The sequence below is a fragment of the Thermotomaculum hydrothermale genome, from assembly GCF_016592575.1.
Lineage (GTDB): Bacteria > Acidobacteriota > Holophagae > Thermotomaculales > Thermotomaculaceae > Thermotomaculum > Thermotomaculum hydrothermale.
On record NZ_AP017470.1, the window covers coordinates 392,458 to 407,347 of the forward strand.

Consider the following 14,890-nt stretch of genomic DNA (forward strand, 5'->3'; position numbering starts at 1 on the left):
CAGGGGGTTTTATTTGCTTTTAAACCAGCAGGTAAAAGCCCCTGTTGAATTTTATCTCACCATTTTCTTTTATCTCTTTTATTGTGTCTGCAATCCTTGCAAGGGATATGTTTATGTTGTCTGTTGATTGTATTACAACAGGGATTTTCCCAAATTTTTCTTTAAGTTTCTTAAAGTTAGGCGAAGGCTTCCCGCTTGCAATAACTTCTCTATCTTTTAAAATCTCCAAAGCATTTTTTAGTTTTTCTTCACTTCCGTGCTTTTCTTCTTTGAAGTCTTTAAGCGGGTTTTTTATTTCCTTTTCAAATGTTATTGTGTTGTTTTCTAAATCAATTGTGTAAAAGAGGATTTTTTCAGAATCACCGAAATGGCTGTTTGCAACCTTTCCGTCTTTTTCCGCAATTGCTATTTTAATCTTTTCCATTATTCCTCTCCTTTTTCTCAATTTTGATAAAGCACAAATCCTTGCTTCCAACCTTTCTTTCAGCAAGGACTTTAACAGGTATCCCCATTCGTTTTAGCCTTTCGCACCATAGTTTTTTAACAATTCCAAATGAGTTAGGCGTTTCTCTTAAGTATTTTACAAACAAATCAATGTTGTCTTCTTCATTTTGATAGGGAAATTCAACTAAATTCCTGTCTCCGTATAAAACATGGGCTGAACGGAATTGCGCTATTGCAATCTTTGAATCCTTGTTTAAGAATCTTTGATACTCTTTAACAAAGTATCTCATTGAGTTTCTTTTATTTAGGTGCGGGAAGATTATTCCTGAAATTGCCGCTGTTAGAAAAAAGAATGTAATGGCAGGCTTAATAATATTTGAAAAGTAAGTTTTTTCTTTTTCTTTCCTTAAAATAAGGATAAGTAAAAGCGAAATTAAAATGGGAATTTCAAGAATTACAAATGAGGTGTCTTTGAAAAAAGACTTGTTTATAGAGTAAAAAAGAATAAATAAATAGCCTGATATAAACAAGATTGATACTAAAATACCTGTTGTTTTTATCCACTTTTTTTCTTTAAACTTAAATAAAAACTCTGCTGTTAAAGTTGATATTGCAGGGTACATTGGAAGAATGTAAAGCCCTCTTTTCCCGTTTGGTATTGAAAAGAAAACAACTGTAAATAAAAACCACGAAAGCAAAAATTTTTCACTGTCTGAAAGTTTTAACTCTTTCCTGTTTTTCCACAAATGCCATAAAAAATAGTAAAGAAAGATACTCCACGGAAAGAAATCATAGATTAAAACCTTTGCATAGTAATAAACAGGCTGAAAGTGGTGCCACGATTTTGCAAACCTAACCACTGTTTGCTTAAATAAAATATTTTCAAGGTAAGCTGTTTGTTCCCCTGACAAACTTTGATAGATTAAAAGAATAAGCCACAAACCGACAGGGAATAAATAAGCAAATATTGTTTTAAAAGAAAAAAGTTTTGTTTCTTGCCATTTATTTATCCACAAAAGATAGGTAATTATTGCGCCTAATGGGATAATAAGCCCGACAGGGCCTTTGGTTAATGTGGCAACTCCCATTATAAAGAATGATAAAACAAGCATATTTTCTTTTTTATCTTTTAAATAAAGTAGTGCAAGATAAACAGAGAGATAAACCAGAAAGGATAGAACCATATCAATTTGAGCATGGCTTGACTGCCACCAAACTTTAACGCATGATGCAAAAATCAAAGATGAGGCAAAGGCAATATCCTCTGAATAACCTAACTTTAATGCAATAAGGAAAACTAAAATTATTGAAAACGCCCCTGATAAAGCCACAGGCAAAATCCCTGCCTGTGTATTAAATCCACCTGTTAACTTTGAGGATAGGGCAATTGTCCAGAAGTAAAACGGAGGTTTGTCAGGGTATGGCCTTTTATTCCTGTGGGGCATAACAAAATTGCCTGATTCAACCATCTCCTTTGCAACAAGCACAAAGCGCGGTTCATCAGGCTCCCACAAATCCCTTTTAAATGAAGGCAAAAAATTTAATAGAAAAAAAAGTAAGGCAAATAAAATAAGCCCTGTTTTTTTGTTCACTCCTGTTTTTCTCCCGCCTGTTCAAGTTGCTTTTTCTCTCTTAAACGAAAGACAATATTCCTTATGTAAACAATAAGCCCGCTTGCCTGCCCTAAAATAAACACAGGGTCTTTTCTGTAAAGTGCATAGATAAAAAGCATTAAACCGCCTGTTAAACTTAAATACCAGAAAGCCATGGGAATTACGCTGCGTTTTTCCCTCTCGCTTGCAATCCACTGTACAATAAATCTTGCAGCAAAAATCCCCTGTGCGGCAAATCCCCAGATAAGAAAAAATTTATCTAAACTCATTTGTCATCCTTTTTTAAAATGTCATCGCTTGTTTTTTTATATTCCCACTTTAAATACCTTTTCAGCATCCACCTTACAGCCATTACATCGTTAAATCCGACAAATGCACGGTTTAAAACACCATATTTGGATTTCCCCCTTGTCCTTTCCCTGTGGTTAACAGGGATTTCTGTAATTGTATATCCCTTCATTCTAACAAGGGTTGGGAAAAACCTGTGCATTCCATTAAATGGGGGTAATTTCTGAACGCATTCCCTTTTCATAACTCTGATAGAGCAACCGACATCTGAAACACTCTCCTTTGTCATCCAGTTTCTAAAGCCATTACCTATTTTTGAGGATATCTTTCTTATTATATTGTCCCTTCTCTTTGCCCTTATTCCGTTAACCATATCAAAGCCGGACTCTTCAAGGTGCTTAATCATTTTAGGCAAATCGTGAGGGTCATTTTGCATATCCCCGTCAAGTGTCGCAACAAGCTTTCCCCTTGCTTCCTCAAAGCCTGCTAAAAATGCTGCAGTTTGCCCTCTATTTTCTTTAAATGAAAAAAACCTCACCTTATCAGGAAATTTTTCAACCATTTGTTCAAGTAAGGGAAGGGTATTGTCTGTTGAGCCGTCGTCAACAAAAACAATCTCATACTTTTTATCAAAATCCTTCAATGCCTCAACAATCTCCTCTGTTTGAGGAACAATATTCTCTTCTTCGTTGTAAACAGGAATAACGATAGACAGGTAAATACTTTCGCTCATATAAAATATCTCCTTGAAATCTTTTTCTGTAAGATTATACCATTGACAAAGGAAAAATCAAAAATCGCATTTTTATTTAAAAATGTTGTAAGTTTTCTTTTTATTTTCAAACTTTTTGCTGAAAAGTTTATTGATATGTTAAAATTTTAATGAAAGTTAATAATTTTTTTTCAAAAAATAAAGTGAGGTGATTATGTTTAGTAAGAAATTGAAGGTTTGGATGAAAGGGAAGATTATAGATTTTGAGGAAGCAAAGGTTAGTGTGCTTTGTCATGCACTTCATTATGGGACTTCTTTTTTTGAAGGAATCAGGGCTTATAAAACAAAAAAGGGAACTGCTATTTTCAGGTTAAAAGAGCATGTTGATAGGCTTTACAATTCTGCGAAGATTTACAGGACTGAAATTCCCTTTACCCGTGATGAGTTGATTGATGCAATTGTTAACCTTATTAAAATTAATAATCTTGAGGCTTGCTATATAAGGCCTCTCGTGTATAGAGGGTTAGGTGCTTTAGGTGTTAACCCTTTTAATTCTCCAGTTGAGGTTATGATTGCTGTCTGGGAGTGGGGTGCTTATTTGGGAGAGGATGCAATTACCAAGGGTGTTGATGTTAAAGTTTCAACCTGGACCAAGATTGCTCCCAACACTTTGCCTGCAATGGCAAAGGCTGGTGCAAATTATATGAATTCTCAGTTGGCTAAAATGGAAGCAATTGTTGATGGTTATGAAGAGGGTATTCTTTTAAATGCACAGGGGTTTGTTGCAGAGGGCAGTGGTGAGAATTTATTCTTGATTAAAGATGGAAAGATTTATACAACTCCCTATTCTTCATCTATCTTGCCTGGGATTACGAGGGATTCTGCTATTAAGATTGCAAAGGATTTTGGCTATAAGGTTATAGAAACAAGTATTCCAAGGGAATGGCTTTACATTGCAGACGAGTTGTTTTTCACAGGTACTGCTGCTGAGGTTACTCCAATTAAGAGTGTTGATAGAATCCCTGTTGGAGAAGGTTCAAGAGGTCCTATTACTGAGAAAATTCAGTCTGAACTTTTCTCTATTTTAAGGGGAGAAAAGGAAGATAGGTATAATTGGTTAAGTTATATTTAATTTCTTGTTTATACTATAAAAAAAGCCCCGCTTTTAGCGGGGCTTTTTTGTTTCAGGGGGGTGTCTAAATTATTTGTTAACCTTAATGTTGATTTTCTTTGGCTTTTGTTCTTCTTTCTTTGGAAGTTTAATTGTAAGAATTCCGTTTTTCTGCTCTGCAGAAATCTTGTTTACATCAACAGTTGATGGCAACTGGAATGACCTCTGGAATGAACCGTAAGCCCTTTCAATTCTGTGATAGTTTTCCTTTTTAACCTCTTCTTCAAACTTTCTTTCGCCCTTGATTGTTAGCATGTTGTTTTCAACTGTTACTTCAATGTCTTTTTCATTCATTCCAGGCACTTCGGCCTTGATAACAATTTCGTTTTCTGTTTCATAGATATCTACAGCAGGTACCCACGCACCTGTGAGGAATTCGTCATCAGTTGCTGGAAGCAATCCTTCATCAAACATCTTGTTGAGTCTTTCAGATAATGTCATTAATTCTCTGAAAGGATTGTACCTTGTGATTGCCATAGCCACCTCCTTTAACAGGATTTGTTTTCAAAATCCAGTATTAATATAAAACTTGATAAAAATCTTGTCAAGTATTTTTAAAAATTTTTTTTAGATTTTTGAATTGTTAAAGATTGACAGTATTGAGGTGTTTAAATTGATGGGGGGTAGTTGTTGTGAGTAGATTGTGTGGGATATATTTTATAAAGATGTTATAAAATAATTTTATTTTACTGTTGACATATTTAGTCTCGGGAATTAATTTCTAAATGAGAAAACATTACGGAGGGTTATATGATAGTGAAAAAGGTTCACGCTGAGATGTTGCTTAAACTTTTAAATGAGAAAAAAAAGGGAGAGCATTTAACTGTTCTTGAAGAGAAAAATGAAAATGTAATCAGGGTTCTTGAAAGGGAAGGGCTATTATCCCTTGATTCTAATTTAAACGCAAGGCTTACCTATGCAGGTGAGGGGATTGCCATTCTTTTAAATGAGTTAATAGAGAGTGGGAAATTGTCTCCTGTGGATAAGTGGGAAGATGATTGGAAATGGCTTGGCTCTTCTGTAATTGCAATGCTTGATTCCGCTCAAAAGGGTGGAAAGGTAACAGATGTATCCCTGAAGCCTTTACAAGATAGAGGCTTTGTTGAAAAGGTAAAGGATGATAAAACAAAGAAAGAGTTTTATCAGGTTAATGAGGCTGGAAAAGTTATTTTAGATTTGTTTAAAAAGGCAAGTCCACTGCTTGTTATTTCTTCTGAGCTTGCAAATTTTATTAGAGAATTGCCTGCGGGACCAACACTTTCTTCAAGAATAACAGGGAATAAATATTATGAACACCTTTTAGAGGCAATGAGGTTAATTGCTTACAGTGTTCCATCTTCTGATATTTTTGCTTTTACAGCTTTAGGCCAGGCTGTTAAAAATGCCCTTGAAACAGGTGGGTTTGTTTCTGAAGGGTATGTGATAACACCAGACATTCTCATTTCTCTTGCTGAGTTAATTGATGGAAATGAGATTTCTGATAAGGCTTTAACCTGGTTGCAGGCACTTGCCTTTGTTGATTCTGAAAAGAATCTCCTACCTGCAGGGGAATGGGCTATGGAGGCTTACAGGCTGTGGAAGAAAGAGGCAAGGACTGATTTGTGGAGTTTTTCTCTGGAAGAGGAAGAGGTTGCAGTTCTTGAGGTAATTGAAATTTTGTGGAAGAAAAATAAAGAAAATCCCGAAATAGCCCCAACTTTTGAACAGATAAAAAAGGAACTTGTTGATAGAAAAATTAAAGAGTATAAAAAGCTTCTTGATAAATATGGTAAAAAGATTAAAGAAATGCCTGAAAAATACAGAAAGATTGCTGAAGAGTTTGCAGAGGCTAAAAACTATGAAAAATGGTTTGACGATAACTTTAATTTAAGGATTGCTCTGTTTTCCCTTGAGTCTTTTAACTTGATTGAAACAGTGACAAACGATAATTTTAAGGAATTGTTCTCTTTAACAGAGTATGGAGAAAAGGTGCTTGAAGACCAGAAGATTAAAAGAAGAGAGATTAGTTCAAGTTCTGTTAAGTCAATTACAATGACGAGAAAGGAATTCTCTTCTCCGAATATTGAGTGGTATGAAAAAGCAAAGGAAGAAGGCTTAATAGGAAGCAATGAACCTACAAAATCTGGGTATTTTTATGCTTACCTTGCTGAAAATATTGAAAGAAAACCGTATTTAACAAAGTATGAGCACGAGATATTTAAAATGATTCCTGAAAAAGGAGTAACCGTTGATGAAGTTTTGTCTAAAGCAAAAAATGATGATGAAAAACGAAAATTAAAGTGGGCTTTAGAAAAATTAGAGGCAAGGCATTTTATAGAAATCTTGCCTGACGGCAATATTGTTGAGACAGAGGCGGGAAAATTAATGGATAAGGCATTAGGTGGAGTTGCCTCTGGTTTTGCAACACCGGTTACCCCTGTAATGTACAGGGTGATTAAGGCTTTAAAAGAGGTTGGTTCTCTCTATCAAACTGAGAAAAAGGTAAGGATTTTACCTAAAAAATACAAAGAGGCTGTTAAGAAAAGTGGTTTGTCAGAAGAAGTTTTCGCAGAGGCATTTAATATTTGCAAAAAGGCTGGTTTTGTTGGGGTAAACACGGTAAATGAAACAGGATTATTGCTTTTAGAGGCGGTTGATTTGATGAATCCTGAGGAAACACTTGAAGGTTATACCGATATTTACGAGTACAAAAAAGGAACTGTAAAAGAGTAATTTTAAAGTTTGCAGGGGGCATTAAGCCCCCTTATTTTTTTGTAATTTAGTTTAAGACTATGAAAAAATAATTAAAGGTTTTTGTTTTTTATTTCAGAATTTTTTTCAAAAGGTCTGAAAGACGGTTTTTTAGTATTTCAAGGCCTGTTGGAATATTTTCAAAGTGAGATTTTTGGTTTTCTTCAGTGTTGAGTGTGTCTGTAACTGTTTTAATTGCTATTAAGTCAGGTGTCTTCTTTGCAATGTAAAAGCATTCCATATCAATTAAATCAATTCCTGCTTGAAAAAGAGAGTTTTTTTCCTCTCTGTTAAATACAGGTTTTCTAACCGTTGCAAGGGATAAATTTTTCTTTAAAGCAAATTGCTCATTGCTTTTAAGAGGGATTACTGTGTTGAATTTAGAATATACTGTTACTTTTGCAGGGAAAATTGTTTCAAAGAGAGAGAGTTCAGGATTTACACTTCCGCATACCCCGGCATTAATAATAAATTTAAAATCTTCAAAAGGGATTTTCTCAAGGTTTTCAATGCAATTTTCCCCTATTCCAATGTCAATAATCTCAATTTTCTTTTCCTCTATTAACCTTTTAGTAAATTGATGAGAGGCAAGTGACTTTTTTTCTTTTTTTGTTGAAGTTAGAATTAAAATATCTCTTTTTCCGATTTTAAACTCCTCGTCATTAACTCTTTTACCCCTAATTTCGGGTCTTTTTTGTCATAAATAATTTCATAAACCTTTTCTGATATTGGCATTTCAACCCCTGTTTTTTCAACAAGTTGCTTCACTGAGATAGCGGTTTTTACACCCTCTGCCACCATTCTCATATGGGACATTATCTCTTCAATTGTCTTGCCTTTGCCTAATTCCCTGCCAACTGAAAAGTTTCTTGAAAGGGTTGATGTGCAGGTTAATACAAGGTCTCCCATTCCTGCCAATCCGGGAAAGGTTTCAGGCTCTCCTCCTAAAACAAGCCCTATCCTTGTTATTTCCACAAGCCCCCTTGTTATAAGGGCAGCCCTTGTGTTTGCACCATAGCCCAATCCATCAACCATACCAGATGCAAGGGCTATTACATTTTTTAAAGCACCGCAAACCTCAATGCCTGCAACATCTGTGGTTCTATATAATCTAAAGTATTCGCTTGCAAAAGCGTGTTGAACCTCTTTTGCTGTTTCTTCGTCAGGAAATGCAACTGTAACTGCTGTTGGGTATTTTTTTGCAACCTCTTTGGCAAATGAAGGGCCTGAAATTACCCCTATATGCTCAACTCCAACTGGGTCTAAAAATTCATGTAAGATTTCTGTTACCCTTTTTAATGTGTTATTTTCAATTCCCTTGGATGCAGAGAGAAAAATCATATCTTTTTTTACAAATGGAAGGAATTGTGGAATTACATGCCTGTAAACTTGAGTTGGAACAACAGTTAAAACCACCTCTGCTTCATCAAGACAGAATTCAAAGTCAAATGATGGCGTCAGGTTTTCTGGAAAAGGAAATCCAGGAAGGTAAATTACATTTTCTCTTTTATTTATAATATCTTCAGCACCTTCTTCCTTGTAAACCCAGAGTCTTACCCTATGACCAATGTCTGCAAGGTATAATGCCAATGCGGTTCCCCAGCTTCCAGCTCCAATTACCGCTATTTTCATAACCCCTCCCGCAAATTAAATTTTAATTAGAATATCATAATTTGAGGTGGTTTTAAAGGTTTAAGGTGTAATTGGTTTTGTGTTTTAAATTTGTAATTTGTAGTTAAATAAGGGATTTTCTCCTTTATTCGCCAGATAGTTTAAAAGATTTTACAACCTTGTAATACGCTCTGTCTGGTTTTAGGATGGATTCAAATAGGGTTATAGAGTTTACAGTAAATTGAAGTGGATTAACCTTTTTTTCTTCAATCTTTGCCTGTTTTTTTACCCTGTAAATTGTGATGTGGGGTTTAAACTGCCTTTTTTCAGGTTTAACTCCAAATCTTTCGCAGATTGAGTCAAGGCTTTCCGCTATTGCTTTTATAGGTTGAAGGGGGATTGATGATACAAATACTATTCTTGGTTTAAAACAATCAGGGAAACAGGATAGTTTCTCAAGTGTAAGGGTAAAGGGGTGGATTTTTTCTGTAAATCTTTCAATTTCACTTGAAAGGCTTTCTATTTTTTCTTCCTCAAAATCCCCTATAAACTTTAATGTTAAATGCAATGCATCTCTATGTGTTTTTCCTTTTACACCTAATTTTTTTACAAGGTTGTTTTGCTGAATAATCAGTTCATTTTTAATGTTTTCAGGAAGTTCAAGGGCTAAAAATAGCCTTTTTTTCATTTTAAGAATTCCTTTCTCAATAAGTCAAATGCGCGGGATGTTGATTGTTGCCTTACCATTTCTCTATTGCCTCTGAAATTGTATTTTTTTACAACAGTTTTTTCTTTTGAAGATGCTGCAATATAGACCAGACCAGCAGGCTTTTTCTCTGATTGAGAGGGGCCGGCAACTCCGGTTATCCCTATTCCAAAGTCAGAGTTAAATAGTTTTCTAACATTGTTTGCCATAAAAAATGCAGTTTGTGCAGATACAGCGCCAAATTTTTCAATTGTTTTTTCAGGAACATTCAGTATGTTTATCTTTGCCTCATTTGAATAACTTACAATCCCGCCTAAAAAAGCCTTTGAACTTCCGGGAATGTCTGTTATAAGTTTGCCTAACCATCCCCCTGTACAGGATTCAGCAAAGGCAACAGTTTTGTTTTTTTCAATCAGCAAATCAAGAACCGCATTTTCAAGGAATATGTCTCCGTATCCAAAAAAAACGTCAGGAAATTTTGATATTACCTTTTTTGAAAATTCTTCCACCTTTTCTTTGTCAAAGCCAGAAAGTATTACCTGAACCTTTCTTAAAGACGCTAAAATTGCATAAGTTATCCCATTTTCTTCAAAATCTATTTCCTTTAATGTATTGTCAATTATTGCTTCAGGGATTGATGCAAAGTTCATTGAGATTGAAAATCTTTGTGGCAATTTGTATTTTTTATTAAGTCTTTCAATGACAAAGTTTTCAATCATATACTGCATTTCCCTTGGCACTCCAGGAAGGAGAATAATTGTTTTCCCATTGCATTCTAAAAATATTCCAGGTGCAGCCCCGGGCCCGTTTGGAATTGGAATAGCATTTTCAGGGATTAAAGCCATTTTTTTAGAGTTTTCAGGAAATGCAATCCCCCTGACTTTAAACCTTTCCTTCAGATTTTCAAGTATTTTTTCATCAAGTTTAAGGGACACTTTGCAAAGTTCAGCAACCACCTCTTTTGTGAAATCGTCTTCAGTGGGTCCCAATCCCCCTGTTGAGATGACTATATCAACCCTGTTTATTGCTGTTTCAAATGCGTTTTTTAAACTCTCCCAATTGTCTCCAACAACAGTTTTGAAAGAGACTTCAATTCCAAGTTTGTTCAGGTGTTTTGTTATAAAAAGGGAGTTTGTGTCAACCTTTGAAGCCCCTAACAATTCGCTCCCTATTGCTATTATTTCTGCAGTTACTTTTTTCATATTACTGCTATATCTTTCCTGAAAAACATTCCCTTAAATTTAATCTGCTTTAAAAACCCGTACGCTTCTTTTCTTGCTGATTCAACATCTGGTGCAAGGGCTGTTACTGATAAAACCCTTCCGCCATTTGTTACAAGTTTCCCTTCTTCATTTAATTTTGTTCCTGCGTGAAATACAATTATGTTTGAACTTGTGGGTTCAGGCAGGTTTATCTCAAAGCCTTTTTCGTATTTTCCAGGGTAACCCCTTGAGACTGCAACAACATTAACAGCCACATTGCTTGATATTTTAATATTCCCTTCAAGCTTGCCCTTTGCAACAGACAAAAGCAAAGGCACAATATCGTTTTCAATTCGCGGCAGTATTACCTGTGTTTCAGGGTCGCCAAACCTTACATTAAATTCAAGAACAAAAGGTCCTTTTTTTGTAAGCATAAGACCGAAGAATACAGTTCCTTTGAAATTAATTCCTTCCTTTTTCAAGCCTTCCATAAATGGTTCTATAATTTTATTTTTAATTGTTTCTTTCGTTGTTGCGTTTATTTGAGGTGAGGGAGATACCGCCCCCCATTCCCCCTGTGTTTGGCCCTTTTTCTCCGTCGTAAATCTTTTTATGGTCTTTTGCGCTTGGCAAAATAATATAATCATTTCCATCTGTAATTATGTGAATTGAGGCTTCCCAGCCAACTAAAAACTCTTCAAGAACAACCTTTTCTCCAGCATCTCCAAATTTTTTGTTATCCATTAATTCTGTTATTGCATTCATTCCCTGAACAATATTTTCGCAAATAACAACTCCCTTTCCGGCAGCAAGGCCGTCTGCCTTGATTACTGTAGGGCAGGTTATTTCCCCGCTTCCTATGTAATTCCTTGCTTCAACAGGGTTTTCAAAAACAACATACTTTGCAGTTGGGATATTGTATTTTTCCATAAATTTTTTGGCAAATATTTTAGAACCTTCTAAAATTGCCCCCTCTTTTTTAGGTCCATAGATTAACAGCCCTTCTTCTTCAAACCTGTCTGCTATGCCTTCCACAAGAGGTTGCTCAGGTCCCACAACAGTTAAATCAATCTTGTTGTTTTTTGCAAAATCAATAAGTTTGTCAAAATCTGTTGGCTTTATATCAACGCGCTCAGCAAGGTTTGCAATTCCTGCATTTCCCGGTGCACAGTAAATTTTATCAACCAAAGGTGATTGTGAAATTTTCCACGTTAATGTGTGTTCCCTTCCTCCGCTACCAATAATAAGAACTTTCATAACCATCTCCCAGCCTGATTTTTTTCCATACCCTTATTTAACAACAATTAGCTTTAAAAAGCAATAACAGACTATTTTTTTCTCTTAATAAGTTTGAACTTAAATGGCTAAAAACAAGAGAAAGAAAAAAATATTTCTGTGGTATGAAATTCAAAGGTTACTCTCCAACTAAATCCACAAAATTAGAATTAACATTGCAGAGGATAGGAAATAGAAATTGATTTTACTGTATTTAAAAGTGAAGTAAAAAAGAGGGGGAAACTCCCCCTCATTCTTCAATGCACACAATTTTTTTTACAAGTTTAATTTTGTGTTTAAGTGACATGGAATATTTGTCTCCAATTTCTGAGATGTCAATATCTCTGTCCATAAACTCATTATGAAGAGCAGCAAGATATGCACCCCGTGCGCTTCCCCAGCCTGGATTTCCAACCTCTCTGTTAAATGCTTCAATTAGTTCTGCATCGCTCATTTTCTCAAACCTTGCCTTAAATTCGTCAAAATAATCCTGCGGGGTAAAGAATTTCCCGTTTTCGTGATGTTTCTTTTCAGCCATTTTTAAACCCTCCTTTCTTTAGAAATAAAAAAACCCGCGCTCCAACTTAGGAACGCGGGTTAATTTTTTTCCAAAAATAAATCCCCGCTTTAGCACCCTGTTTATCCTTAACGGAAAGGCCGGGGCAAGTTGGAGCTTAAATCCTCGCCTTTCTTTTTTCTCTCTTATTATATCACTTTTTTAATGGTCTTAAAAAAACGAGATTTTTATTTGGTTAATGAGTGATTGGGATATAAGCTTGATTTTAAGCTAATTCCCAGCAAATTGAATTTGGAAAAAGTTAATTGTATTAATTAATGCCCGGATGTTTTAAAGAGTAAAGTGGGGTGGGGTTGGTTTTTGGGGGCATAAAAAAATGGCTCCGGAGGAGGGACTTGAACCCCCGACCAAGTGGTTAACAGCCACCTGCTCTACCGACTGAGCTACTCCGGAACCCGTCAAGCGATATAAATATTATCATAATGACCAAAGTTGTCAACAAAATTTTTTAAATTTTTTTGTGTTGAAAAATGTCAATAACTTCTTTTATTTGTGTTTGTTAGCATTTGTCGTCAATTGTTTTAGGCTAACCGTTTTATCCTTGTTTTTTGCATTTTTTCTTGATTTTTCGGTTTTTTTCGTTTATATTCTGTTTAGATAAAGGGGAAGGGGGAGATTATGAAATTAACGAGAAAGCAAAGGGAGTTGCTTGACTGCGTTTCTTTTCTTCTTGAAAAGAACGGGCATTATCCCACTTTAAAAGAGATTGCCGATTGTATGGGACTTAAATCTGTTTCAACCGTTCATGAGCATATTAAAAAGCTTAACGAAAAGGGGGTTGATGTATTTTCGGTTGCTTCAAGGGATGAGCCTGAAACAAAGATGGTGAGTATTCCACTTTTTGGCTATGTTACAGCCGGTGAGCCTGTTACTGTTTACGAGTTTGAGGAGAATGTTGAAGTGCCTGCCTCAATTGTTACCACTCCTATGAAGACTTATGCTCTGAAAATTAGAGGAGATTCCATGATTGATGAGCATATTTGCGATGGGGATATTGTTATTGTTGAAAAAAGGGACACGGCGTACAACGGTGATATTGTTATTGCCCTTGTTGATGGACATGAAACTACTGTTAAAAAGTTTAGAAAAAGGGGAAAAAAGGTAGAGCTTATTCCTGCAAACAAGGAAATGAAGCCAATGGTTTTTGACGAGAATAGGGTGAGAATTCAGGGTGTCGTTATAGGGGTTGTGAGGAAGTATTAATTTTTTTTGTAAGTTAAATAGCAATTTTGTTTTTGTTGAAGTTAGAGGGAGTTATGCTTGAAGGGATAGGCTCTATATTCTGCCACATTGATATGGACGCTTTCTTTGTTTCGGCAGAGTTGAGGGATAAGCCTGATTTAAGAGGTAAGCCTGTTGTTGTTGGCGGTGGAGTGGGGGACAGGCTTGGGGTTGTCGCTTCAGCATCTTATGAAGCAAGGGCTTACGGGGTCAAATCAGGCATGCCTATTTTCAAAGCAAAAACTCTCTGCCCCTCTTTAATTGTGTTAAGGCCTCATCATAGGGATTATACGAGGCTTTCAGCAAAAGTAATTGAGGTTATGAAAACAGTTTCTCCCGATGTCTATCAACTTTCAATAGACGAGGCTTTGATTGATTTGAAGGGGGTTATAAGGATATGGAAGTCCCCTTTGAGAGCGGCTCACGAAATTATTACAAGGATAAAAGAAAAACTAAATTTGCCGTGTTCTGCGGGAATTTCAAGGTTCCCCAAAATTGCAAAATTCTGCGCCAAGATTGCAAAGCCTCATGGGATTGTGTGGGCTATTGATAGACACGAAAAGGAATTTTTAAGAGAGTATTCGGTTGATTCTATGCCCTATTTTGGGGAGGCCACAAAGAGATTTTTTTATTCAAATAATGTTTTTAAAATAGGGGATGTTGCAGAGAGGTTTCCTGTTTTCTGGCTTAAATTTCTCCTTTCAAACCCTGTTGTAAATGAGTATCCAAAATCAATATCCTCTGAAGTAACCCTTGATAAAAACACAATGGATAGAAGTGAGGTTGTAAGGATTTTAAAAAAACTTTGCCAGAAAATAGCAAAGGAGATGAGGGAGAATGGCTTTGTGGCAAGAGAGATTGCAGTTAAGGTAAGGTATTCTGATTTCAGAAATTTCGGGGCAAATCTAACAAAACAACACCTTATATTTGACGATGAAATAATTGCAAAATCTTTAATTTTGTTCAAGCAGGCTGATTGCCTTCCCCTTTCAATAAGGCTTGTGGGGGTAAGGCTTTCAAACTTTGTAAAAGAGGAATCTCTGCTTTTACTCCCCTCTCCCAGTGAGTACAGAAAAAAATCAAACCTTTTTAAAACCATTGATTCTTTGCGGGACAAATACGGCCTTTCTTCAATCTATTTTGGTTAGCTTAACTTTTTTTCAGAATTTTTTTTACACATTTATATTTCTCCATTTTTCTTAATTGAAGATGATAAATCCTATGCTTATTTATCTGAAAAAAAAGAATTGTTTAAAAATTAAATTGACTTTTTTCTTTTTCTACTATATTATTACAACAAATTAAATGACATAAACATCTGGGGCACACAAAAGGAGTTA

The 14,890-nt window shown here is 35.5% G+C and carries 17 protein-coding genes and 1 tRNA gene; 5 read left to right on the forward strand and 13 right to left on the reverse strand.

The features are described 5' to 3' along the window. Positions 1-19 precede the first annotated feature (19 nt). Genes TTHT_RS01770 through TTHT_RS01785 form a run of 4 tightly spaced genes read right to left on the reverse strand, consistent with a single transcriptional unit; the run spans position 20 to position 3,078 of the window. Positions 20-424: a NifB/NifX family molybdenum-iron cluster-binding protein gene (locus TTHT_RS01770; RefSeq protein ID WP_201328326.1), complete on the reverse strand. Its 405-nt coding sequence runs from the start codon at positions 422-424 to the stop codon at positions 20-22. Beyond that, entirely contained in the window at positions 411-2,036 is a 1,626-nt protein-coding gene (locus tag TTHT_RS01775) for an ArnT family glycosyltransferase (RefSeq protein ID WP_201328327.1), read from the reverse strand. Before TTHT_RS01775 ends, TTHT_RS01770 begins: the two co-directional genes overlap by 14 nt. Beyond that, on the reverse strand, positions 2,033-2,326 hold the full coding sequence (locus TTHT_RS01780; RefSeq protein WP_201328328.1) for a lipid-A-disaccharide synthase N-terminal domain-containing protein: 294 nt from the start codon (positions 2,324-2,326) through the stop codon (positions 2,033-2,035). The genes TTHT_RS01775 and TTHT_RS01780 overlap by 4 nt, the downstream gene beginning before the upstream one ends. Then, positions 2,323-3,078, reverse strand: a complete 756-nt coding sequence (locus TTHT_RS01785) for a glycosyltransferase family 2 protein (protein ID WP_201328329.1) — start codon at positions 3,076-3,078, stop codon at positions 2,323-2,325. Before TTHT_RS01785 ends, TTHT_RS01780 begins: the two co-directional genes overlap by 4 nt. A 193-nt stretch (positions 3,079-3,271) precedes the next feature. On the opposite strand from TTHT_RS01785, the gene TTHT_RS01790 reads away from it, so the two are divergent. Then, positions 3,272-4,189 (forward strand): branched-chain amino acid transaminase, encoded by a 918-nt coding sequence (locus TTHT_RS01790; RefSeq protein WP_201328330.1) that lies wholly within the window; start codon positions 3,272-3,274, stop codon positions 4,187-4,189. 69 nt (positions 4,190-4,258) lie between these two features. Here the strand turns inward: TTHT_RS01790 and TTHT_RS01795 are convergent, their stop codons facing one another. After that, positions 4,259-4,705 (reverse strand): Hsp20/alpha crystallin family protein, encoded by a 447-nt coding sequence (locus TTHT_RS01795; protein ID WP_201328331.1) that lies wholly within the window; start codon positions 4,703-4,705, stop codon positions 4,259-4,261. A gap of 273 nt (positions 4,706-4,978) precedes the next feature. Here TTHT_RS01795 and TTHT_RS01800 point away from each other — a divergent pair, with 273 nt between their 5' ends. Then, complete coding sequence (locus TTHT_RS01800; protein ID WP_201328332.1) at positions 4,979-6,940, forward strand: DUF505 domain-containing protein; 1,962 nt, start codon at positions 4,979-4,981, stop codon at positions 6,938-6,940. 88 nt (positions 6,941-7,028) lie between these two features. Here the strand turns inward: TTHT_RS01800 and TTHT_RS01805 are convergent, their stop codons facing one another. Then, on the reverse strand, positions 7,029-7,199 hold the full coding sequence (locus tag TTHT_RS01805) for a hypothetical protein (protein WP_201328333.1): 171 nt from the start codon (positions 7,197-7,199) through the stop codon (positions 7,029-7,031). 130 nt (positions 7,200-7,329) lie between these two features. Here TTHT_RS01805 and TTHT_RS01810 point away from each other — a divergent pair, with 130 nt between their 5' ends. Next, the gene (locus TTHT_RS01810) at positions 7,330-7,539 is read left to right on the forward strand and encodes a hypothetical protein (RefSeq protein ID WP_201328334.1); all 210 of its coding nucleotides are present in this window, start codon (positions 7,330-7,332) and stop codon (positions 7,537-7,539) included. A 43-nt stretch (positions 7,540-7,582) separates the two neighbouring features. Here TTHT_RS01810 and TTHT_RS01815 read toward each other — a convergent pair whose 3' ends face one another. From TTHT_RS01815 to TTHT_RS01840, 7 genes are all read right to left on the reverse strand, one after another. Then, positions 7,583-8,590: an NAD(P)H-dependent glycerol-3-phosphate dehydrogenase gene (locus TTHT_RS01815; protein WP_201328335.1), complete on the reverse strand. Its 1,008-nt coding sequence runs from the start codon at positions 8,588-8,590 to the stop codon at positions 7,583-7,585. Positions 8,591-8,714: 124 nt separating this feature from the next. Continuing rightward, positions 8,715-9,257 carry an RNA 2',3'-cyclic phosphodiesterase gene (thpR, locus tag TTHT_RS01820; RefSeq protein WP_201328336.1) on the reverse strand — a complete coding sequence of 181 codons (543 nt, stop codon included), beginning with the start codon at positions 9,255-9,257 and terminating at the stop codon, positions 8,715-8,717. Then, complete coding sequence (locus TTHT_RS01825; RefSeq protein WP_201328337.1) at positions 9,254-10,477, reverse strand: competence/damage-inducible protein A; 1,224 nt, start codon at positions 10,475-10,477, stop codon at positions 9,254-9,256. Before TTHT_RS01825 ends, thpR begins: the two co-directional genes overlap by 4 nt. Beyond that, complete coding sequence (locus TTHT_RS01830; protein WP_236578204.1) at positions 10,474-11,091, reverse strand: phosphoribosylamine--glycine ligase; 618 nt, start codon at positions 11,089-11,091, stop codon at positions 10,474-10,476. Before TTHT_RS01830 ends, TTHT_RS01825 begins: the two co-directional genes overlap by 4 nt. Further along, entirely contained in the window at positions 10,991-11,734 is a 744-nt protein-coding gene (gene purD, locus TTHT_RS10805; protein WP_236578196.1) for a phosphoribosylamine--glycine ligase, read from the reverse strand. Before purD ends, TTHT_RS01830 begins: the two co-directional genes overlap by 101 nt. Before the next feature lie 268 nt (positions 11,735-12,002). Then, positions 12,003-12,290: a hypothetical protein gene (locus tag TTHT_RS01835; RefSeq protein ID WP_201328339.1), complete on the reverse strand. Its 288-nt coding sequence runs from the start codon at positions 12,288-12,290 to the stop codon at positions 12,003-12,005. A gap of 356 nt (positions 12,291-12,646) precedes the next feature. Next, a tRNA-Asn gene (locus tag TTHT_RS01840) sits at positions 12,647-12,722 on the reverse strand. Positions 12,723-12,947: 225 nt separating this feature from the next. Here TTHT_RS01840 and lexA point away from each other — a divergent pair. Next, complete coding sequence (gene lexA, locus TTHT_RS01845) at positions 12,948-13,532, forward strand: transcriptional repressor LexA (RefSeq protein WP_201328340.1); 585 nt, start codon at positions 12,948-12,950, stop codon at positions 13,530-13,532. A gap of 53 nt (positions 13,533-13,585) precedes the next feature. After that, positions 13,586-14,698: a DNA polymerase Y family protein gene (locus tag TTHT_RS01850; RefSeq protein WP_201328341.1), complete on the forward strand. Its 1,113-nt coding sequence runs from the start codon at positions 13,586-13,588 to the stop codon at positions 14,696-14,698. Positions 14,699-14,890 lie beyond the last annotated feature (192 nt).